This window comes from Geothrix sp. (genome assembly GCF_030219325.1).
Classification (GTDB): Bacteria; Acidobacteriota; Holophagae; order Holophagales; family Holophagaceae; genus Geothrix.
Genome location: NZ_CP126625.1, coordinates 1,514,983 through 1,535,771 on the forward strand (window position 1 = coordinate 1,514,983; position 20,789 = coordinate 1,535,771).

Genomic DNA, 20,789 nt, shown 5'->3' on the forward strand with positions numbered 1-20,789 from the left:
GACGATGACTTCCGTCGAAAAGTGGATGACCAAGAACCCCATCACCATCGATCAGGACGCCTCGATCATCGAAGCCATCCACCTCATGAAGGAGAAGGGCATCCGCCGCCTTCCCGTCATGGCCAAGGGCCGGTTCACCGGACTGATCACGGAGCGGATGATCAAGGACTACACACCCGGGAAGGCCACCTCCCTGGATACCTGGGAAGTCCACTACCTGCTCTCGAAGACCCCGGTCAAGGACGTGATGAACCCCTCGCCTCGGACCATCACGCCTGAAGAGGACCTCGCCACCGCGGCCCAGGCCATCCTGGACCACAAGCTCTACGGCCTCTGCGTGGTGGATGGCAAGGGCGAGCTCGTGGGCATCATGTCCGTCGGCGACATGCTCCGCGCCGTCGTGGAGTTCGCGAAATCAGGCAGGTAAGGACCATCAGGCGGGGCGGGTGGGTTGACCCTGCCTCCGGTTCCCCGGGAAGATCGAAGGGCAATCCCCTGCTCCTGGAGGAACCTTGAGTCCAGCTCAGCGCCTGCGCGACATCCGCGAAGGATTTGAACGACCCTTCTGGGTGGCGAACGTCAGCGAGCTCTTCGAGCGCCTCTCGTACTACGCGGCCTTCGCCTCCCTGGCTCGCTACCTGAACGAGTCGCTCGGATTTCCGACGCAGGATGCCAGCAGCCTGGCCGGCCTCTTCGGAGGGCTGGTCTGGTTCCTGGCGGCCTTCGGGGGTGCCATCGCAGACCGCCTCGGCTTCCGCCGGGCGCTCTCCCTGGCGTACCTGATCCTCAGCTGCTCCTATTTCCTGCTGGGGTCGCTGGGTTCCTCGTGGATGCTGCCGATCCGAGGCCTGGTGCCTCTCGGCGTGCTGGTCGCGTTCCTGCTCATGCTGCCGGCCCTGGGCATCGCGCTGGTGAAACCGGCCGTGGTCGGGACCACGGCGCGGGCCTCGAAGGACAACGTCCGCTCCATCGGCTATTCGATCTACTACACGCTGGTGAACATCGGCGGCGCGGCCGGCCCCTTCGTCGCGTCCTACGTCCACCGGCACATGAGCGTGGAGAACGTCTTCCGCGTGGCCGCGGTCAGCGTGTTCGTGATGTTCTTCGCGGTGCTGATGATGTTCAAGGAGCCGCGCAAGGAGGGCGATGCGCCACCGCCTTCCCTGGCGGAAACCGGCAGGAACTTCGCCACCGTGATCTCGAACCCGAAGTTCATGCTGTTCCTGCTGATCTTCACGGGGTACTGGGTGGTGTACTGGCAGGAGTTCATCACGCTGCCCCTGTACGTCGCGAAGTACATCGACCCGAAGGCGGACACGGAGCTCCTGCTGATGACCGGTCCCCTGGCGGTGATCTCGCTGACGGTCCTGATCAACCTGGCCACGCAGAAGATCGCGTCCGTGAAGGCCGTCACGCTGGGAACCCTGATGTCCTCCCTGGCCTGGATCGTGCTGATCTTCATGCCGACCGTGACCGGCGTGATCATCACGCTCGTCTGCGTCGCGCTCGGGGAGATCGTGCAGTCGCCGCGCTACTACGAGTACATCTCGCGTCTGGCCCCCCCGGGGCAGCAGGGCACCTACATGGGCTTCGCTTTCCTTCCGATCGGCCTCGGTTCGCTGATCGGCGGCTGGTTCGGCGGGAAGCTGATGCACCACTTCGGAGAAGTGAGACACCAGCCGACCGGCATGCTCTGGACGATCATCGGGGTGGGCGTGCTCACGGCCGCGCTGCTGTGGGCGTACGACCGCATGCTGCCTGCGAAGGCGGACTAGAGATACCTGGAGATGAAGTCCCAGCGGGCACGGACGATGTCCCAATTCTGCCAGGGCCTGCCGAAGGCGCTCACGTGGTCGGCGCCCGGGTAGAGGCGCAGGTCGAAGTCCTTGCCGGCCTTCTGCAGGGCGTCGATGAGCATCACGGTGTTCTGGGGATGCACGTTGTCGTCCAGGGTGCCGTGCAGGATGAGGAGCCGCCCTGAGAGGTCCTTGGCGGCCTTCACCACGGAACTGGCCTCGTAGCCGGCTTTATTTTCGGCAGGAAGCCCCATGTAGCGCTCGGTGTAGATGCTGTCGTAGAGGGACCAGTCCACCACGGGGGCGCCGGCGATGCCCAGCTTCCAGCCCTTGCTGTGGGTGAGGGCGAAGGCGGTCATGAAGCCGCCGTAGCTCCAGCCATCCAGGCAGATGCGGTCCATGTCCGCCCAGCCCTGGGACTTGAGCCAGGCATGGCCGTCCAGCAGATCCTGCAGCTCCTGGACGCCCAGGTTCCGGTGGACGCCGTAGGCGCTGGCCAAGCCCTTGGCGGAGGCGCTGCGGTTGTCGCAGATCCAGGTGGCAATGCCCTGCTGGGCCAGGAACTGGAACCAGAGCATGTCCCGGCTCCAGGCGTTGCGCACGGTGGGCGCCGCCGGGCCGCTGTAGGTGTGCTGGAAGACCGGGTATTTCTTCGACGGATCGAAGTCCACTGGGAGCACGAGCATCGTCTCCATGGGGAAGCCGTCCCGGGTCTTCACCTGCTGGAACCGGACCTCGCCCAGCTTCAGGTTCTTCAGGTTCTCGCTGGGGTTGGCGTCGATGAGGCGCACCTGCTTCCCGGCACCATCATGCAGTGACTGCTGCGCGGGGGTATGGATGTCGCTCCAGGTGTCCAGGAAGGCGGTCCGGGTTGCATTGAACCTCACCCGGTGCGTGCCGGGCTGGGCCGTCAATCGCGTCAGGCCCTTGCCATCCAGGCCGATGCGGTAGACGTCCAGGCCGATGGGGCTGCGCTCGGTGGCGTCGAAGTAGAGCAGGCGACCCTTGGCATCCACGCCATGGATCTTCCTGACGTCCCAGTCGCCCGCAGTGACCGCGCCGAGCAGGCGCCCGCCCTGGTCGTAGCGGTAGACGTGGTGGTGGCCTGTCCGCTCGGACTCCCAGAGGAAGGTGCCGTCGGGAAGGAACAGGGGCAGGGGCAGGCGCTCCTGCCAGGCCTTCCGCTCCTCCCGGATCAGCACCGAGGAGGCGGGGCCCTCGTAGCGGCGGAGATCCAGCCAGGACTGCACCCGGTCCTGATGGGCGGCGAGCAGGCGGCCGGTCGGATCCCAGCCCACCTGCACGATGAGGGTCTCCCGTTCCGCGTAGGCATCCTCCAGCCACGCGGTGTGGCCATCCAGGTCCACCACGCCCAGGCGGGCGGTGGGGTTGGGATCGCCGGCCTTGGGATAGCGGGCCTTCACGAACTGCTGGGGCTGGGTGCGATCGTCCACGAGGGTGAAGACCGGGACCTTGGTCTCGTCGAGGCTCAGGTAGGCCAGCCGCCTCGAGTCCGGCGACCACCAGAAGGCCCGGAAGCTGCCGCGGCCATAGACCTCTTCCTGGTACACCCAGTCCAGTCGGCCATTGAAGACGGTCTCGCTGCCCCCGCTGGTCAGGCGGGTCTCCCTGGCTGTGGCCACGTCCACGCGGTAGAGATCGTTTCCGCGCAGGTAGGCCACCTGGGTGCCGTCGGGGCTGAAGGTGGGCTCGTCGGGCTTGCCGCCCGCCAGGCGCCTGGCGGTGGAGGCCTTCACATCCACATGGAAGAGCGTCTCGGCCACGGAGATCAGGAAGGCGTTGCGGCCGTCGTTCCAGGTGAGGTTCCCCCGGCCGAGGGCGGTCCGGGCATCCGCGTCGGTGGCCCCCGCGGCCACCAGGGCCGCCTGCAGCGGAGCCGCCTCGATCAGCGGCTTGGATTCCCAGGTGGCGGGGTCCAGTCGGAGGAGGGTGACCTGGTCGCCCTCCCGTCGGGTCTGCATCAGCCCTCCATCGGGAAGCCACTCCAGCCGGGTGGCTGGCGTCCCCACGAAGGTCTTCTTGAGGGTGGGGTGGGCGATGGCCTCGAGGGTGAGGCGCTCCGTCCCCTGGCCGAGCAGGCAGGGCACAAGGATCAGGCAGGCCAAGCTGGCGCGGAAGGACATGGCGCTCTCCGAAGGGGACCTTATATATATCGCATATTGAGGCCTCCATGGGCCTCGCGCAGGTCTCTGCCGACCGGCCTAGAGGGGCAGGTGGGGCCGGGTGAGGTTGCGGTGCCCATCGGCGGTCACCAGAAGGTTGTCCTCGATCCGGATGCCGCCACAGGGGGTGAGCTCGTCGATGAGGGTCCAGTCGAACTTGGCCTTGTGCTCGTTCTCGCGGAAGGGGCGGAGCAGCATGGGGATGAAGTAGAGGCCCGGCTCCACCGTGAAGACCTGATCCGCGTCGATGGCGCGCGTGGTGCGCAGCGTGGGGTGCTGGGGCGGGGGCGGGGCCGGCGTCCCGTCCGGCGTGCCCTGGCGGCCGGCCACGTCGTGGACCTGGATCCCCAGGTGGTGGCCCAGGCCGTGGGGGAAGAAGGGCCGGCTGAGGCCCTTTTCCACGGCCTCCTCAGGCGTGGCGTGGAGGATGCCGCTCTCCTTCAGCAGGCCCGCGATGAGCAGGTGCCCCTGGTGGTGGAGGTCGCCATAGGGCATCTTCGGCTTCACCAGATCGCAGAGCTGCAGCTCGATCTTCTCCATGCCCGCGACGAGGGCCGCGAAGCGACTGTCGCAGCGGGGCGCGGCTACCGTGCGGGTGATGTCGGCGGCGTAGCCGCGCACCTGGGCGCCGGCATCGATGAGCAGCACGGCGCCGTTCCCCACCTTGCGCTTGCCCTCGTAGTGCAGGATGGCGCCCTTCTCGTTGAGGGCCACGATGCTGCCGTAGGGCATCTCATGGTCCACGATGCCCACCGCCTGCACGTAGGCGTGGTGGACCTCCAGCTCGCTGGCTCCCGCCAGGAAGGCGGCCCGGGCGGCGTCGTGGCCCCTGGCCGCCAGCACCGTGGCCTCCTCGATGCACTGGACCTCGTAGGCCGATTTCGTGGTGCGGTGCCAGTCCAGGTGGGCCGTCAGTGGGGCGGGGTTCAGCTCGAGGCCTGCGGTCTCGGCCCGGTCCGTCTCGGGGCCGATGTAGGCGGTGCGGCTCAGGGTGCCCAGCCGGCTCCAGACCTCGTCGATGTTCCCGGCCTCTTCGATCTCGAATGCCGAGGCCCAGAAGGGGTTCCCCAGGGGGGCCTGCTCGTACCAGAAGTCTTCGGGGGCGAACCGGATCAGTTTTGGACGGTGACCGGGGCGGATCACGAGGACGTGGTGGGGGCCGGCCACTGGGCACCAGTGGGCGAAGTGGGGCGTGGGGTGGAAGGGGGCTTCTTGGTCGTCGGCAAAGTGGGTGTAGGCCTTGCCGCTGGAGATGACCAGGGCTTCGTATCCGGTCCGGGCCAGGGCCTCGGCCGTGGTGCGCTGGCGCTCGGCGATGTGCGCGGGGAAGAGGGCGGCAAGGTCGGTCATGTGAGGTGTCCAGGTGGGGGGTTCAGGGGATCAGAGGAACCGCAGGGGCTTCATGTCGGGGGCGAAGCCATGGCGGACGGCCTTCTCGAAGAATAGGGCCAAACTCTCCCGTTCGGCCTCGCCCAGGGTGTAGCTGATGTTCTCGGTCAGGTACTCGTGCAGCTCGATCTTGGTCCAGCCGATGGTGCGCCGGGCCTCCTCGACGATGGCCGGCAGCTGGGCCAGGCCGATCTCCAGGCTCTTGTGGAAGAAGGGGGCCACGCCGCCCGGTACGGGCAGCTCCGCAGCATCCTTCCGGACCAGCCACAGGGCGAAGACGAAGGGCAGGCCGGTCCAGGCGTGCCATTCCTCCGCCAGGTCCAGGACAAAGAGACCCTGTTTGGGCGCCCGCATGGCGGCGTCGCCGATCATGAGGGCCGCATCGTTCGCCTCCAGCATGGCGGGCAGATCGGGTCCCATGTCCACCACCGCGGGGGTCACGCCGTAGCGCTCGCGCAGCAGCAGCTGGGCCAGGACCACGCTGGTGCGGCTGGAGGTGTCCAGGGCCAGGCTGCGGATCTGCTCGGGCGGCACCTTGGACAGGATCAGCACGCTCCGCACGCGCTTGGGCGAGGCGATGCAGAGCCCCGGCACGATGCGCAGATCCGGGATCCTCAGGTATTCGATGGAGCTCACGATGCCGGCGTCGACCTCGCCATCCCGCAGCCGGTCGGCGCAGGCGGAGGGATAGTGGAATTTCAGGTGGAAGTGCTCCCAGCCCAGCCCGTGCTTGAAACCGTGGTTCAGGGGGGCGGCGTTGAGGTAGTCGATGATGGACAGGCGGAAGGGTGCGGCAGTCATATCCTCAGTATGCGATGATTCACGCATGATCCTCTGGCACTACGAGTTGAACACTCCGATGGGGCCCATGCGGGCCGCCTTTGATGGCCGGGGGCGGCTTCTGGAGCTGGTGCTGGAAGGCTTCGACCCCCGCAAGACCAGTCCCCTCCCGCCCAGGGAACAGCGGGAGGCCAAGCGGTTCCTGGATCGCCAGATCGATGCCTACCTGGCCGGCACCCTCCGCACCTTCACGGTTCCGCTCGACCCCCAGGGCAGGCCCTCCCACCTGCGGATCTGGGACACGGTGCGCACCATCCCCTACGGCCAGACCCGGCAACCCTCGGATTTCGCAGCCTGGCTGGGACTCGACGAGGAGGTGGTGGTGATGGCCTGTGCCAGCAATCCCATCGCCCTCCTGATCCCCGCCCACAGGGTGGTCCTGCCGGGCGAGGGCCCCCTGCCCAAGGCCCTGCGGGACCTCGAATCGGGCCTGGGCTGGCGCAAGCCCGGGGCGTGATGGGCACCCCCGATTTGCCGCCCAGGCTGACTCGTCATCCCAAAAAACCGCGATTCTGACATGCTTGGTTCCATGCCTGGTTCCTTCCATCCCATCGTTTCACCCGTCGGGGACCTGGGAGCCGTCTTTGATGACGAAGGGAAGCTGCTCCAGCTCATCCGGTTCCATGGGGCGCCACCCCCGGAACCTCCGGGCCCGGCCCCGAAGTGCCTCCCCTTCCTGAAGCGCCAGCTGGAGTCCTATTTCTCCGGCAACCTCCGGGACTTCAACATCCCCACCCACGTGGAGGGCACCGACTTCCAGCGGCGGGTCTGGAAGGAACTCCTGAAAATCCCCTACGGCCAGGCGATCTCCTACCTGGAACTGGCCCGCCGCCTGGGCGATGAGAAGTGCATCCGCGCCGCTGCCCGGGCCAACGGCGCCAACCCCATCTCCATCCTGATCCCCTGCCATCGCGTCATCGGCTCGGATGGTTCCCTCGTGGGCTATGGTGGTGGCCTGGACATGAAGGAGTTCCTCCTCCGCCTCGAAGGCGTGCTGCCGAAGTCCCCCCCCCAGCCGCGGCTGCCCCTCACCTGGGATTGAAAAAATTCCGGCGCCGCCCAGCGGAGGACGGCCCTGGCGTGAGCCCGTAGCATGAAGCCATGCGCTGGTCGGATGAGCACCTCTACGAACGGATCCTGGCGAAGGACGCCTCCTTCAACGGCAGGGTCCTGACGGGCGTCCTCACCACCGGGATCTACTGCCTGCCCTCCTGCCCCGCCCGGAAACCCCTGGCCATCAACGTGCGGTTCTTTCCGGACGAACCGGCCGCCCAGGCTGCGGGGCTCCGTCCCTGCAAGCGCTGCCGCCCCGATGCCTTCTACCGGGGCGAGGATGCTGACCTGGCCCGACTGGAATCCGCCCTGGCCCAGGCCGTGGCGGACCCGGCCGCCTTTCCCGAGGTCGAGGCCCTGGCCGAGGCGGCCGGCGTGGGCGTCACGAAGCTGAAGGACCTGTTCCGCGATCATGTCCACCTCCAGCCCGCGGCATTCCTCCAGCGCATCCGAATCCAGTCGGCCTGCGTCCGGCTCGCGGCGGGGCAGGGCGAGCTGACGGACCTGGCCATGGACTCCGGCTACGAAAGCGCGTCGGGGTTCCACGAGGCCTTCCGCCGGCAGACGGGACTGAGCCCCGGCGCCTTCCGCACCATGCTGGGTTCGGACCACTTCACCTTGTCCATGCCCGCAGGCCTGCGGGTGCAGGACGTGCTGGCCTTCCACGGTCGCGATGGCCAGAGCGTGTCCGAGCGTGTGGACGGGAAGCGACTGCACAAGGCCTTCCTCTGCGAAGGCAAGCCTTCCGTGCTCAGCCTGGCCTTTCAGGAAGAGGCCGTGGACGTGTCCCTGCAGGGGGCGACGGGTCCCGCCGCCATGGCGACGGCCCATGGTGCGGCCCTCCGCCTGCTGGGCTGGCAGGGCGATCCCTCCGCCTTCGAAACGGCCCATCCCCGACTGGCGCGGGGCCGTGAGGGACTGCGCGTGTTGCTCACGCTGGATCCCTTCGAGGCCCTGGTGTGGGCGATCCTGGGGCAGCAGGTGAACCTGGCCTTCGCCTACGCCCTGCGCCGTGACCTGATCCGGCTGGCGGGCGACCCAGTAGAAGGCGGCCTCTTCGCCCATCCTGATGCGGCCCGGATCGCCGGGTTGCAGGTCGAGGAGCTCCTGGCCCTGCGCTTCTCCCGCCGCAAGGCCGAGTACCTGCTGCATGCCGCCGCCGAGGTGGCCTCGGGCCGGCTGCTCCTGGAAGGGCGGACCACGGCCACGGGCCTGGCCCGAGACCTGCTCGCCCTGCGGGGCTGCGGGCCCTGGACGGCGCAGTACGCGCTGATGCGGGGCTTCGGTTTCCGCGATTGCGTGCCCGTGGGGGATGCGGGCCTCACTCTGGCCCTGCAGCGCTGGTTCAAGCTCGACACGCGCCCGGATGCCGCGGAGACGCTGCGCCTGATGGCGCCCTTCGCGCCCCACCGCAGCCTCGCCACCTTCCACCTCTGGTCCAGCTTGAAAGGAACTCCCGCATGAATGGCATCCGCTTGATCGATACCTCCCTCGGCCCCGTGCAGGCGGCCTTCGACGCCGAGGGCGCCGTGATCTACCTGGGCTTTGCGGATCACGAATTCCGGGAGGCCCTGCTGGCGAAGGTGGCCCGACTGGGCCCCGCATCCCGACTGGATGCCGCCGTGGTGGATCGCCTCCACGAGCAGCTGGAAGCCTATGTCTCGGGAGGGCGCAAGGCCTTCGACATCCTCTTCCGCCTGCACGGCAGTCCCTTCGAACAGCGGGTGTGGGCGGGCCTCCAGCGCATCCCCTTCGGCGAGACCCGCAGCTACGGTCAGCTGGCGGCCGAGCTGGGCGATCCGAACCTCAGCCGCGCCGTGGGTCGGGCCAACGGCGCCAACCCCGTGTCCATCCTGGTGCCCTGCCACCGGGTGATCGGTGCCAATGGCACCCTCACGGGCTACGCAGGCGGACTGGCCATGAAGGAGCGGTTGCTGCGGCTGGAAGGCGCGCTCAGACCCGGACTGTTCCCAGGGGACCGCGCTCCAGTTCGAGCCGGGTCTCTGCGGTAGCGCCGAAAGCCTGCTTCAGCACCGCCAAGCCCCGGTCCATGTCCACCTTGCCGCAGCTGAAGAAATCCACGGCGGCGAAACCGTGTTCGGGCCAGGTGTGGATGGCCAGGTGGCTCTCGGCGATGATCACGGCGCCGCTCACGCCATGGGGGCTGAAGTGGTGGAAGCTGTGGGTGACGATGGTGGCGCCGGAGGCTTCCGCAGCCTGGAGCATGGCGGAGGTGACCCGTTCCAGGTCCGCCAGCGAGGCGGCGTCGCAGCCGGTGAACTCGGCCAGCAGGTGATGGCCCAGGGCCGTCATGGGCGCTTCGTCATCAGGGCCACGCACTCCACGAGGCTGGTGAGGGGGAAGAGATCGAGCACGGCCAGCTGATCGAGGCTCCAGGCCCCGGACAGGCGCTTCACGTCGCGGCAGAAGGCCGCGCCATCGCAGCCCACCAGCACCAGGGTGCCGGCGCCCGCGGTGGCGAGGCGGTCGCAGAGGGTTGCTTCGAGCCCCGCCCGTGGCGGGTCCAGGAGGATCACATCCTCCGGAACGCCCAGGCCTTCGGGCACCCAGGCCGCCACATCCGCCACCAGGCATTCGGCGGGAAGCCCTGCGGCCTCCAGGTTGCGCCGGGCCCAGGCCACGGCCGTTTCGCCGGATTCGACCAGGACCCGATGGCTGAAGCGGTCGCCCAGCATGGCCGAGAAGAGGCCGACTCCGCCGTAGAGGTCATACAGGGTGTGCCCCTTCACCTCCCAGGACTTCAGGAGGCCACCGAAGGCCTCCGCGGCCCAGGGCGGGCTGACCTGGAAGAAGGCGCCGGGCTCATGCTGCAAGGTGGCGTCACCCAGGCGGTGGCGGATGGGCTCGGCGTTGCGGTGCCAGCCATCCGGCTCCAGGATCCAGGTGCGTCCCCGCTCGTCGGTGGCCCACACGGTGTCGGCGGGAGTGCCCGTGGACAGCTCCCAGCGGCCGGGGCGGGCGGGCAGGGCGCGGCCATCCAGTGCGGCCAGGAGCCGCGGAATCGCATGCGACAGGGGCTGGGCCGCGGCGGGACATTCCGTGACCGGGACCAGGGCGTGGCTATGCCGCTTGAAGTAGCCCAGCTCCGCGCCGTCCCAGTGGAGCTGGATGCGATGGCGGCGGGCCGTGTCCGGGGCCGGGTGCCAGGTCCAGGGCACGCCCTCTCCCACCTGGCGGCGCAGCAGGTCAGCGACCATCTGGCGCTTTAGCTCCGAGGTGTGCCGGCCCGCCTCCCACAGCTCGCAGCCGCCGCAGGACTCCGCGACGGGGCAGGTGGCCTGGGCCCGGCGGGGATCCCGGGTGACCCAGTGGGTGATGCGGCCTTCGCCGTGCCGGGCCTTCCAGATGACCTCGGCCTCGACGACCTCGCCCGGGAAGAGGGCCAGGGGTGCCTCCAGCAGCAGCAGGCGGCCATCCTCGGAACGGCCCACGCCCATGCCGCCCCAGGCCAGCCGTTCGATGGGGCCCCGCCAGGCTTCCTTGCGGGAAGGGGAATTCCGATATGCTGGCGGCACCTTCTTCGTCCCAGAGCCTGCATCGACCTTTCTGGAGCCTGATTCCGCCTTGCGCTTCACCGTCGCCATCCCCCCAGAGCACCGTAACACCCTCCTGGATTGCGTTGCCGGGGAGATGCGCGGGGCCCTGGTCTTCGTGGATGAGGCCCCGGCGGACGTGGTGCTCGGCCTGGCGGGAGACGGGCAGTTCGCGGGCTGCGGGACCTGGCCCGGGGCCGAGGCGGCCCTGGCCCTCACGAAGGCGGGCTGGGAGCGGGCCAAGGATCGGCAATCCATGGAGCGGCTCCACGAGGTGGGCCGGGCCCTGGTCTCAGAGCAGAACCTGGACCGGCTGCTGGACCTCATCCTCACCAAGGCCCGGGAACTGCTCAAGGCCGAGGCCGGCTCCATCTACCTCCTCTCGGGAGAAGGGGAGCGGCGAGACCTGCTCTTCGCCCACACGCAGAACGCCCGGGTGAAGCTGCCCTTCCACCGCATCGTGATGCCGGTCTCCGATCGGACCCTGGCCGGCTTCGTCGCCCTGACCCGCGAGAGCCTGAACATCCGGGACGTCTATCACATCCCGGAGGAAGCCCCCTACCGGTTCAACGACAGCTTCGACCGGCAGGCGGGCTACCGCACGACCTCGGTGCTGGTGGTGCCCATGCTGGACACCGGGGGTCAGGTGCTGGGCATCCTCCAGCTGCTGAACCGCCTGGACGACGATTCCGCAGGCGCCGGAACCTTCTCCTCCGAAGACCAGAACCTGGCCCAGAGTCTGGCCGGCCAGGCCGCCGTGGCCGTGAAGAACGCCCAGCTGCGCCTGGAGATCGAGCAGCTCTTCGAGGGCTTCGTGGCGGCTTCGGTGACGGCCATCGAGGCCCGCGATCCAGTCACCAGTGGCCACTCGGGCCGCGTGGCGGACCTGACCGTGGGCCTGGCCGAGGCGGTCAACGCCACGCCCAACGGGACCTACGGCGAGCTGCTGTTCACAGACCGCCAGCTCCGGGAGATCCGGTACGCCAGCCTGCTCCACGATTTCGGCAAAGTGGGCGTGCGCGAGCAGGTGCTGGTGAAGGCCAAGAAGCTGGACCCCAGCCAGCTGGAGCTCATCCTCCAGCGTCTGCGGCAGCGGGAGCTGGAGGAGGCCCTGGACCTGCTGTCCCAGTCCTGGCGGGTGGGTCATTCCTTCGATGGCGACCGATGGGAGCAGATCATCCGCGACCGCCAGGTGGAGACCGAGCGGCTCATGCACCTCATCCGGCAGAGCAACGAGCCCACGGTCATGGCGCAGGAGGTGGCCGAGGGCCTGGGCCTGCTGGAGACCCTCACCTTCACCCACTGGAGTGGCGAGCGCCGGGAGGTGGTGGAGCCGGAGTCCATGGCCAGCCTGCGGATCCGGCGGGGCAGCCTTTCCGAGGCCGAGCGGCTCGAGATCGAGAGCCACGTCACCCACACCTTCCGGTTCCTGGAGCGCATCCCCTGGACCAAGGACCTGGCGGGCGTGCCGGAGATCGCCTATGCCCACCACGAGCGCCTGAGCGGCCGGGGCTATCCCCGTCAACTCGGGGCCGCCGGAATCCCGGTCCAGAGCCGCGCCATGGCCATCGCCGACGTGTTCGACGCCTTGACCGCCCGGGACCGGCCCTACAAGGGTGCCGTGCCCCTGGAGCGCAGCCTGGCCATCCTGGACGAGGAGGCCCGCGAGGGGGCCCTCGACCGGCCCCTGCTGGACTTGTTCATGGAAGCCAAAGTGTTTGAACGGACTGTGCCTCGGGGCTAAGGCTGGAGGCAGGAGGCCGGAGACGGTAGGCTAGAGAATTGGAGTGTCCATGTCTGAACGCGAACCACGCACAATCGATCTGCAGGGGATCATGGACCTGCTGCCCCACCGCTATCCGATCCTCCTGGTGGACCGGATCCTGGACTTCGAGCCCAAGGCGTGGATCCGGGGCCTGAAGAACGTCAGCTTCAACGAGGCGGTCTTCCAGGGGCACTTCCCCAGCCGGCCGGTGTTCCCGGGCGTCTACATCGTGGAGGCCATGGCTCAGACCGGCGGTTGTCTCCTCATGCAGGAATACGAGGATCGCGCCCGCAAGGTGATCTATTTCATGGGCATCGACGCGGTGAAATTCCGGAAACCCGTGCTCCCCGGCGATCAGCTGGTCATGGAAGTGAAGGTGGTCCAGTTCAAGGGCCGCATCTGCAAGATGCGGGGCGAGGCTTTCGTGGACGGCCAGAAGGTCGCCGAGGCCGAATTCATGTCCATGCTGATGGACCTGGCGGAGGGAGAGGGACAATGAGCGCACAGATCCATCCGAGCAGCGTGGTGAGCCCGGAGGCCCGACTGGGCGAGGGGGTCGTCGTGGGCCCCTTCTGTGTCATCGAGGGCAATGCCGTCATCGGTGCCCGTACCCTGCTGCGCAGCCACGTCGTCATCGGCCCCCATACCGAGATCGGTGAGGACAACGACATCTATCCCCATGCCACGCTGGGCATGGGCCCCCAGGACCTGAAGTTCAAGGGTGCCCCCACGCGCCTGCAGGTGGGGAACCGCAACGTGATCCGCGAGGGCTGCACCCTCCACCGGGGCACCGAGGGCGGCGGCGGGCTGACCACCATGGGCGATGACAACTTCCTGATGACGGGCTCGCACGTCGCCCACGACTGCCATGTGGGCCACAAGAACATCTTCGCCAACTGCGCCACGCTGGCGGGGCACGTGGAGGTGGGCGACGGCTGCAACATCGGCGCCTTCTCGGCGGTGCACCAGTTCTGCCGGGTGGGCCACCATGCCTTCATGGGCGGCTTCACCGTGGCCACCCAGGACGTGCTGCCCTTCATGAAGACGGCCGGCGCCCGGGATACCAAGAGCTACGGCGTGAACACCATCGGCCTGCAGCGGAAGGGCTTCCCCGTCGAGGTGGTCGAAGGCCTGAAGAAGGCCCACCGCCTGCTCTTCCACGCGGGGCTCCTGCGGGAAGAGGCCATGGCCCAGACCGAGAAGGAAGTGGGCCACATCGCCGAGGTCGTCTACCTGCTGACCTTCATCCGAGAGGCCAAGCGGGGCGTGCACCGTGGCTGAGCCCACGCGCCGCCACGCGACCCTCGCCATCATCGGCCTTCCCAACGCCGGCAAGTCCACCCTGCTGAACGCCCTGCTGGGCCAGAAGCTGGCGGCCACCAGCCAGATCCCCCAGACCACCCGGACCCGCGTCCTCGGTGTCGTGGATCGCGGTGACGTGCAGCTGGCCTTCCTGGACACCCCCGGCATCCACCTGCCCAAGCACGCCCTCAACGAGCGCATGATGGCCCACGTGGAGCAGGCCCTCGAAGAGGCTGACCTCCTGCTGTGGGTCGTGGACGCGGACGACTACCTGGGCACCGGCGAGCATGCCCTGGCCAAGCGCCTCCGGAAGCTGGGCCGCCCCACCTACCTGCTGCTGAACAAGATCGACCTGTTGTCCAAGGGCCGCCTGCTGGAGAAGATCGCCACTTACAAGGACCTGCTCCCCTTCAAGGAGATCGTCCCCATCGGCGCCAAGATGGGCCTGAACCTGGACCCCCTCTGGACCATCCTGGAGCGGGATGCGACCCAGCCCGGCTGGCTCCACGACGAGGAGGTCTTCACGGACCAGACCGAGCGCTCCCTGGCCTCCGAGTTCATCCGGGAGAAGGTGCTCCGCAAGACCCGCGAGGAAGTGCCCCACGGCGTGGCGGTGCTCATCGAGCAGTGGCTGGAGCCGGGCCATGAGGACTATCCCGAGGATCTCGGCCCCGAGGGCGTCCTCATCGCGGCCCAGATCCTGGTGGATCGGGATGGCCACCGCAAGATCCTCCTGGGCAGCGGCGGCGAGATGATCAAGGACATCCGCCAGAGCGCCCAGCGCGAGCTGAAGAAGCTGCTCCAGCGTCCCGTGCGCCTGGAGCTCTTCGTGAAGGTGGACGAGGGCTGGCGAGACCGGCCGGAACGGCTGGACCGATTGTCCATCTAGCCCGACGGCGGCATAGCCTCCTCGCCGGAGCCTCGCTGCGCTGGCCAGCCCCGCAGGCCGCTTCGCGATCCGGCGGTCGGCTAAATCGAGAGATCCGTCGCCCGGTGTTCCTCGTTCAGCGGGGCGAGGCCCTCCGTGCCGGTGACCGAGACGTATTGCCCACGCCCGGGATCGAAGGCGAAGACTTCCCCGGTCTCGATCTTGTAGTACCAGGCGTGGAGATGCAGCATGCCGTTCGCCATGGCCTTGGCCACCGCGGGGTGTCGGCGCAGGTTCTCCAGCTGGACGAGGACGTTCTCCTCCACCGTGGCGTGGAGCAGCTCGTTGCCCTTGAGGTGCCCGTAGCTCTCCCAGATGATGCGTTCGGTGGTCCGGGCATGGGCCAGCCAAGCCTTGGTGGCCGGCAGCTCGCCCACCGTCTCGGGTTCCAGCAGGGCCTTCATGGCCCCGCAGTTGGAGTGGCCGCAGATGATGATGTCCTTCACCTGGAGGCTGGCCACGGCGAACTCGATGCCGGCCGCCATGCCGCCCATGCTTTCGTAGGGCGGGATCAGGTTCCCCACGTTGCGGAGAATGAAGAGCTCCCCGGGCTGGGTCTGCGTGATCAGGTTCGGACTGATGCGCGAGTCCGAGCAGGTGATGAACAGCGTCTCGGGGGTCTGGTCCTGGTCCAGACGCTCGAACAGCTCTTTGTGGGAGCTGAAGATCTGGGTCTGGAAGTGGTGGATGCCTTGGACGAGCTTCTGCATCCGAAGATTCTACCGGAGGTCAGGTCCTGTCATCACGCCTATAGGCTCAGGTTGGCCAGGTGCTCTTCGGGGGTGATCGGGGTGTTCGGCTCATCGTGGATGATCTTGCCGTCGCGCAGCTTCACGATGCGGTGGGCATGGCGGGCGATGTCCTCCTCGTGGGTCACGAGGATGATGGTGTTGCCCTTCTGGTACAACTCCTCGAACAAGGCCATGATCTCGATGCTGGTCTTGGAGTCCAGGGCGCCCGTGGGCTCGTCCGCCAGGAGGATGGAGGGGTCGTTCACCAGGGCCCGGGCGATGGCCACGCGCTGGCGCTGACCACCGGAGAGCTGGTTGGGCATGTGGTCGCTGCGGGTGCCGAGGCCCACGTTCTCCAGGGCCTTCTGGGCCATCTCGTGCCGCTCGGCGGGGGTCTTGCCCGCGTAGATCAGGGGCAGCTCCACGTTCTGCAGCGAGGTGGTGCGGGCCAGGAGGTTGAAGGTCTGGAAGACGAAGCCGATCTCCTCGTTGCGGATCTGGGCCAGGTTGTCGTCCGTCATGGCCGAGGCCAGCTTGCCATTCAGCTCATAGGTGCCATCGGTGGGGGTGTCCAGGCAGCCGATGACGTTCATCATCGTGGATTTGCCGGAGCCCGAGGGCCCCATGATGGCCACGTACTCCCCACGGGCGATCTCCATGGACACACCGTCCAGGGCCCGCACTTCCATATCACCCATCTGATAGACCTTGGTGATGTTAGTGAGTCGGATCAGGGGGGCGTCGGACATGAAGACCTCAAGGGGCCGCGCAGGAGCCCCATCTATCTTCGCAGATGTGTGCGAACCCGTTTAGGGCTTGGAAATAATTCCCGCTACAATCCTGGATTCCTCCGTTTTCCGGTAGGCAGGTCCTGATTCCCGATGATTGCATTCCTGATCCGAGCCCTGGGTCGGCCGCTGTTGCGGCTGCGCTACCGAATCCACCGGGAGGGCGGCGACCCACCCCCCTGCGGGGGCGGGAAGGGCATCCTCTTTCTGGCCAGCCATCCGACCCTGGTGGACCCCTTCCTCCTCAGCTCCGAGCTGCACCATCGGTATGCTCCCACCCTGGTTGCCGGGCGGGATCACGCCGCACCGGCGCCCCTGAGGTGGTTGGCGCGCCTGATGGGTGCAAGGGCTCTGCCCGATCCCGTCACGCATGGGGATCGCTGCCGTGAGGTCCTGGACCGCGAACTGACCTCCCTGGCCGGGTGTCTCGATTCCGGACAGAACCTGCTGCTGTTTCCCGGGGGGCGCCTGGCCCGCCAGAAGACCGAGGACCTGTCCGACAACAGCGTGGTGAACTCCATCCTTCGGCAGGCGCCCGGAACAAGGGTGGTCATCGTCCGGCTCCAGGGCCTCTGGGGCAGCCGGCTCAGCGCCGCCTCGGGGCGCCGGCCCGCGTTGGGGCTTGAACTGGTCAAGAGTCTTGGCTACCTCTTCGCCAACGGCGTCTTCTTCATGCCCCGCCGGGAAGTCCGGCTGGTCCTGGAGGAGGTGTTCGGATTGCCGGTCGAAGAGGGGCGCGCCTCCCTGAATCAGGCCCTGGAAGCCCGCCTGAACCGGGAGGCCACGCCCCGGACCTTCGTGCCCTACCTGGTGTGGAAGGACCATGCCCCCCGCACCCTGCCGGAACCGCCGAGGCCCCGGGTCGAAGGCAATCCCCGCAACGTGCCGCCGACCGTGCGGGATGCCGTGCGCCGGCACCTTCAGGCCGTGACGGGCCAAGCCGACATCCAGGAACCCCACTCGCTGGTCCGGGATCTCGGCTTGGACGCCCTGGGCCATCGGGAACTGGAGCTCTGGATCCAGCGGGCCTACGGGTACGCCTGCAGCGATCCGGCCTCGCTCCAGAGCGTCTCCGACGTGATGCTGGCCGCCACCGGGGCCGCCGTTTCTTTGCGACAGGGCGAGCTCAAGGCCGTTCCCCACGCCTGGTTCCACTCCCGCACGGACCTCCCCATCGAGATGCCGGACGGCGACACCATTCCGGAAGTGTTCCTCAAGCAGGCCAGGCGGGATCCCCGCCGCGTGGTGCTTGCGGACCAGACCGGCGGGGTGAAGACCTACCGCGACGTCATCACCGCCATCATGGTCCTGAAGCCCATCTTCGAGACCCTGGATGGCTCCCACGTGGGGCTGATGCTGCCCGCCTCGGGCGGCGCCAGCATCCTCTACCTGGCCCTGCTCTTCGCCGGGAAGACGCCGGTGCTGGTGAACTGGACCGCCGGTGCCAGGAGCATGGGCTACGGGCTGGACCTGGTGGGTGTCAAGCACGTCATCACGGTCTCCACGCTCGTGAACCGGCTGGATGCGCAGGGGGTCGATCTCGGGGCCGTCAAGGGCCGCCTGCTGCTGCTGGATGAGGTTGGCAAGAAGATCACCCTGCCGACCAAGCTGGCCGCGGCCTTCCGGGCCCGGTTCAATTGGGTCTCCCTCCTGGCCGCCAAGCCCCCGGAGACCGCTGCGGTGCTCTTCACCAGCGGCAGCGAGAGCCTGCCCAAGGCTGTGCCGCTGAGCCACGGGAACATCCTGGCCAACATCCGGGACTCGGCCCAGGCCCTGAACTTCCGCGAGGACGAGCGGGTGATGGGCTGCCTGCCGCCCTTCCACGCCTTCGGCCTGACCACCACGACCATCCTGCCGCTCCTGGTGGGACTGCGCGTGGTCTACCACCCCAATCCCACGGAGGGCCGGATGCTGGCCCGCCTCATCGAGGCTTACCATGCGACGCTGCTGGTCGGCACGCCCACCTTCCTGGGGGGCATCCTCCGCATGGCCGAGGACCGGCACCTGGAGTCCCTGCGCATCGTCGTGTCCGGCGCGGAGAAGTGCCCCGAGCAGGTCTACGCCACCCTGGCGCGGCGGTGGCCGAAGACCACCGTGCTGGAAGGCTATGGCATCACGGAATGCTCTCCCGTGGTGGCAGTGAATCGGGACGATGATCCCCGGACCGGCACCATCGGGAAACCGCTGCTTTCCGTGGAGTGGGCCATCGTCGATCTGGAGTCCGGCCGGAGGGTCGAACCCGGGCAGCCTGGCATGCTCCTGGTGCGCGGACCCAGCATTTTTTCCGGCTACCTCAACCCGGATGTGGAATCACCGTTCGAGACCTTCGAGGGGCGCCAGTGGTATCGCACGGGTGACCTCGTCTTCCAGGACCGCGGTGTGCTCGTGTTCTCGGGACGCCTGAAGCGCTTCGTGAAGCTCGGCGGCGAGATGGTTTCCCTGCCGGCCATCGAGGAGGCCCTGTCCCGGCGCTTCCAGGGGGAGGAGGAGACGGAGCCGTTGCTGGCGGTCGAGTCCTCGGCGGAGGAGCTGAATCCCGACTTGATCCTCTTCTCGGTGTCCGGCATCGCCCGGGATGAAGCCAATGCGGCTATCCGGGCCGCCGGGCTCTCCTCACTGCACAACATCCGGGTGGTCCGCCAGGTCGATCAGATCCCCACCCTGGGCACCGGCAAGACCGACTACCGGGCGCTGAAGGCTCTGCTGGCCGAGGCGGCAGTCTAGGCTTCGGTTTCGATCAGCAGAGCCAGCCCCAGCCCCCCTCCGATGCCGAGGGTGGCGATGCCCAGCCCGCCGCCGCGCTGCCGCAGCTGGTGGACCAGTGTGCAGACGATGCGAGCGCCGGTGGCACCGATGGGGTGGCCCAGGGCCACGCCGCCGCCCGCCACGTTCAACCGCTCGGCTGGAATCGAGAGCTGTCGCTGGCAGACGAGCAATTGGGCGGAGAAGGCCTCGTTCAGCTCCCATAGATCGATGTCGCCCACTGTCATCCCATGGTCGGTGAGCAGGCGCTGAACGGCTGGTACGGGGGCCTCGCCCATGTCCAGGGGATCCACGCCCGCTTCGCTCCAGCCCAGGATCCGGGCGAGGGGCCTGGCATCGCCCGCCTGCTCCCGGCGGGCCAGCAGAAGCGCCGCGGCGCCGTCGGAGAGGGCCGAGGCATTGCCCGGCGTGACTTGGCCGGCGGGGTCGAAGGCAGGTGCCAGACGGGCCAGCGAGGCCTCCGAGACCTCTGAGCGGATGCACTCGTCGTGATCGAGCTTGGGGTGCGGCAGGCGCTCGGCGCGCGTGTCTCCGAGCCGGGCGCGACGGTGGCTCTCCGCGGCCCAGGTGTCTGCGTCCAGGCGCGTGATGCCGCGTTTCCTGGCCAGCAGCTCGATGGTCTCTCCCATCAGCAGGCCCGTGACGGGGCAGCGGAGGCCGTCCTGGTGCATCACGTCCGGAAGCTGGCGGTGGCCCATGCGGAAGCCCCAGCGGAGCCCCGGGACCAGATGGGGCGTGTCGGACATGGCCTCACTCCCGCCGACCAGCACGGGATTGCCGTCGCCCGCCAGGCGCTGGACTCCGAGGATGAGGGCCTGGAGGCTGGAGCCGCAGGCCATGTTGAGGGTGAAGGCGGGGGTGTCGTGGGGCAATCCAGCCTTCAGGGCCAGGGTCCGGGCCGGGTTCATGCCCTGGGTGTGGCTGCGGGCCATGCCCCACAGCAGGCTGCGGGGTTGCGGGAGGGCGGCGTTCCCGGTAATTCCCTCCACCACGGTCAGTCCGAGGCTGGTCGCGCCGAGGCCGGCGAGGGTTCCCCCGTAGCGCCCCTGAGGCAGCCTCCGGGCCTCGAGGATGACCCCATCGCGCGCTCCCTTCATCGGACGGGATCCCAGTCGTCCGGGGTGGGTTCCCGGGGGCCGAGCCGGGCGTCCGGGGGGAACCAGGCGTCCCACAGGGCCAGATGCCGCGCGATGTATTCCCGGGTCCAGAACCGGAACCTGGAAGCCCAGGGGCGGTCGTCCGTCCTGGCGGGGACGCCCCAGGCCATGAGCCCCATGTGATCCGCCAAATACAAGGCCCTCGGCAGGTGGAAATCCGACGTCACGATCACGACCTGACGCTGTCCGAACACCACCTGGGCCCGCCGCAGGCTGTCCCAGGTGCGCAGCCCCGCGTAGTCGCTGACGATGTGGGTGGGTGGAACGCCTTGCTTGACCAGCCAGCGCCGCATGGCCTGGGGTTCGTTGTAGGTGGGGTGGCGGTTGTCGCCGGAGACCAGGAACCACCGCACCCGGCCACTCCGGTAGAGGTCCAGGGCCGTCCGGAGCCGGCCCTCCAGGATCGACGTGGGTTCCCCATCGCCGTAGACACCGGCCCCGAGCACCAGGACCGCCCCACCCACCACGGGCATGCGGTCTGCGGGGAAGATCTGGAGGCGATGCATGGTGGGGAACCTTCCCAGGGTCCACAGCAAATCT

At 68.1% G+C, this 20,789-nt stretch carries 20 protein-coding genes; 11 read left to right on the forward strand and 9 right to left on the reverse strand.

Features of this window, described 5'->3' with window-relative positions; all coding sequences use genetic code 11:
* Positions 1-4 precede the first annotated feature (4 nt).
* Positions 5-427 carry a CBS domain-containing protein gene (locus tag QOZ81_RS06790; protein ID WP_291199666.1) on the forward strand — a complete coding sequence of 141 codons (423 nt, stop codon included), beginning with the start codon at positions 5-7 and terminating at the stop codon, positions 425-427.
* 85 nt (positions 428-512) lie between these two features.
* Complete coding sequence (locus QOZ81_RS06795; RefSeq protein WP_291199663.1) at positions 513-1,775, forward strand: MFS transporter; 1,263 nt, start codon at positions 513-515, stop codon at positions 1,773-1,775.
* Here the strand turns inward: QOZ81_RS06795 and QOZ81_RS06800 are convergent.
* From QOZ81_RS06800 to QOZ81_RS06810, 3 genes are all read right to left on the reverse strand, one after another.
* Positions 1,772-3,940, reverse strand: coding sequence for a S9 family peptidase (locus QOZ81_RS06800; protein ID WP_291199660.1), 2,169 nt, complete (start codon positions 3,938-3,940; stop codon positions 1,772-1,774). The two genes, QOZ81_RS06795 and QOZ81_RS06800, sit on opposite strands and share 4 nt — an antisense overlap.
* 78 nt (positions 3,941-4,018) lie before the next feature.
* On the reverse strand, positions 4,019-5,329 hold the full coding sequence (gene pepQ, locus QOZ81_RS06805; RefSeq protein ID WP_291199658.1) for a Xaa-Pro dipeptidase: 1,311 nt from the start codon (positions 5,327-5,329) through the stop codon (positions 4,019-4,021).
* Positions 5,330-5,359: 30 nt separating this feature from the next.
* Positions 5,360-6,169: a menaquinone biosynthetic enzyme MqnA/MqnD family protein gene (locus QOZ81_RS06810; protein WP_291199655.1), complete on the reverse strand. Its 810-nt coding sequence runs from the start codon at positions 6,167-6,169 to the stop codon at positions 5,360-5,362.
* 25 nt (positions 6,170-6,194) lie between these two features.
* On the opposite strand from QOZ81_RS06810, the gene QOZ81_RS06815 reads away from it, so the two are divergent.
* The 4 genes from QOZ81_RS06815 (at position 6,195) to QOZ81_RS06830 (ending at position 9,273) form a co-directional block, all read left to right on the forward strand.
* Positions 6,195-6,665, forward strand: a complete 471-nt coding sequence (locus QOZ81_RS06815; RefSeq protein ID WP_291199652.1) for a methylated-DNA--[protein]-cysteine S-methyltransferase — start codon at positions 6,195-6,197, stop codon at positions 6,663-6,665.
* Between the two features lie 72 nt (positions 6,666-6,737).
* Positions 6,738-7,250, forward strand: a complete 513-nt coding sequence (locus QOZ81_RS06820) for a methylated-DNA--[protein]-cysteine S-methyltransferase (protein ID WP_291199649.1) — start codon at positions 6,738-6,740, stop codon at positions 7,248-7,250.
* Positions 7,251-7,309: 59 nt separating this feature from the next.
* A complete protein-coding gene (locus QOZ81_RS06825; RefSeq protein ID WP_291199646.1) occupies positions 7,310-8,725 on the forward strand; it encodes a DNA-3-methyladenine glycosylase 2 in 1,416 nt (471 codons plus the stop codon).
* The gene (locus QOZ81_RS06830; protein ID WP_291199643.1) at positions 8,722-9,273 is read left to right on the forward strand and encodes a methylated-DNA--[protein]-cysteine S-methyltransferase; all 552 of its coding nucleotides are present in this window, start codon (positions 8,722-8,724) and stop codon (positions 9,271-9,273) included. The genes QOZ81_RS06825 and QOZ81_RS06830 overlap by 4 nt, the downstream gene beginning before the upstream one ends.
* Here the strand turns inward: QOZ81_RS06830 and speD are convergent.
* Entirely contained in the window at positions 9,215-9,574 is a 360-nt protein-coding gene (speD, locus tag QOZ81_RS06835) for an adenosylmethionine decarboxylase (protein ID WP_291199640.1), read from the reverse strand. The genes QOZ81_RS06830 and speD overlap by 59 nt on opposite strands.
* Positions 9,571-10,866 (reverse strand): class I SAM-dependent RNA methyltransferase, encoded by a 1,296-nt coding sequence (locus QOZ81_RS06840; RefSeq protein ID WP_291199638.1) that lies wholly within the window; start codon positions 10,864-10,866, stop codon positions 9,571-9,573. Before QOZ81_RS06840 ends, speD begins: the two co-directional genes overlap by 4 nt.
* On the opposite strand from QOZ81_RS06840, the gene QOZ81_RS06845 reads away from it, so the two are divergent.
* From QOZ81_RS06845 to era, 4 genes are read left to right on the forward strand one after another with little or no spacing between them, the layout of a single operon-like run.
* Positions 10,847-12,559: an HD domain-containing phosphohydrolase gene (locus tag QOZ81_RS06845; RefSeq protein ID WP_291199635.1), complete on the forward strand. Its 1,713-nt coding sequence runs from the start codon at positions 10,847-10,849 to the stop codon at positions 12,557-12,559. The two genes, QOZ81_RS06840 and QOZ81_RS06845, sit on opposite strands and share 20 nt — an antisense overlap.
* A gap of 49 nt (positions 12,560-12,608) precedes the next feature.
* Positions 12,609-13,079 (forward strand): 3-hydroxyacyl-ACP dehydratase FabZ, encoded by a 471-nt coding sequence (gene fabZ, locus QOZ81_RS06850; RefSeq protein ID WP_291199632.1) that lies wholly within the window; start codon positions 12,609-12,611, stop codon positions 13,077-13,079.
* Positions 13,076-13,861, forward strand: a complete 786-nt coding sequence (gene lpxA, locus QOZ81_RS06855; protein WP_291199629.1) for an acyl-ACP--UDP-N-acetylglucosamine O-acyltransferase — start codon at positions 13,076-13,078, stop codon at positions 13,859-13,861. Before fabZ ends, lpxA begins: the two co-directional genes overlap by 4 nt.
* Entirely contained in the window at positions 13,854-14,771 is a 918-nt protein-coding gene (gene era / locus QOZ81_RS06860) for a GTPase Era (protein ID WP_291199626.1), read from the forward strand. Before lpxA ends, era begins: the two co-directional genes overlap by 8 nt.
* An 80-nt stretch (positions 14,772-14,851) precedes the next feature.
* Here era and QOZ81_RS06865 read toward each other — a convergent pair whose 3' ends face one another.
* Both QOZ81_RS06865 and QOZ81_RS06870 read right to left on the reverse strand, forming a co-directional pair.
* On the reverse strand, positions 14,852-15,520 hold the full coding sequence (locus QOZ81_RS06865; protein WP_291199623.1) for a carbonic anhydrase: 669 nt from the start codon (positions 15,518-15,520) through the stop codon (positions 14,852-14,854).
* A 38-nt stretch (positions 15,521-15,558) separates the two neighbouring features.
* Positions 15,559-16,290 carry an ABC transporter ATP-binding protein gene (locus tag QOZ81_RS06870; protein ID WP_291199620.1) on the reverse strand — a complete coding sequence of 244 codons (732 nt, stop codon included), beginning with the start codon at positions 16,288-16,290 and terminating at the stop codon, positions 15,559-15,561.
* Between the two features lie 132 nt (positions 16,291-16,422).
* Between QOZ81_RS06870 and QOZ81_RS06875 the strand changes: the two genes are divergently transcribed.
* Positions 16,423-19,053, forward strand: coding sequence for an AMP-binding protein (locus QOZ81_RS06875; RefSeq protein ID WP_300715367.1), 2,631 nt, complete (start codon positions 16,423-16,425; stop codon positions 19,051-19,053).
* Here the strand turns inward: QOZ81_RS06875 and QOZ81_RS06880 are convergent.
* Together QOZ81_RS06880 and QOZ81_RS06885 are read right to left on the reverse strand one after the other, a co-directional pair.
* Positions 19,050-20,189: a thiolase family protein gene (locus tag QOZ81_RS06880; protein WP_291199614.1), complete on the reverse strand. Its 1,140-nt coding sequence runs from the start codon at positions 20,187-20,189 to the stop codon at positions 19,050-19,052. The genes QOZ81_RS06875 and QOZ81_RS06880 overlap by 4 nt on opposite strands.
* Positions 20,186-20,755, reverse strand: coding sequence for a SanA/YdcF family protein (locus tag QOZ81_RS06885; protein ID WP_291199611.1), 570 nt, complete (start codon positions 20,753-20,755; stop codon positions 20,186-20,188). The genes QOZ81_RS06880 and QOZ81_RS06885 overlap by 4 nt, the downstream gene beginning before the upstream one ends.
* Positions 20,756-20,789: the final 34 nt, after the last annotated feature.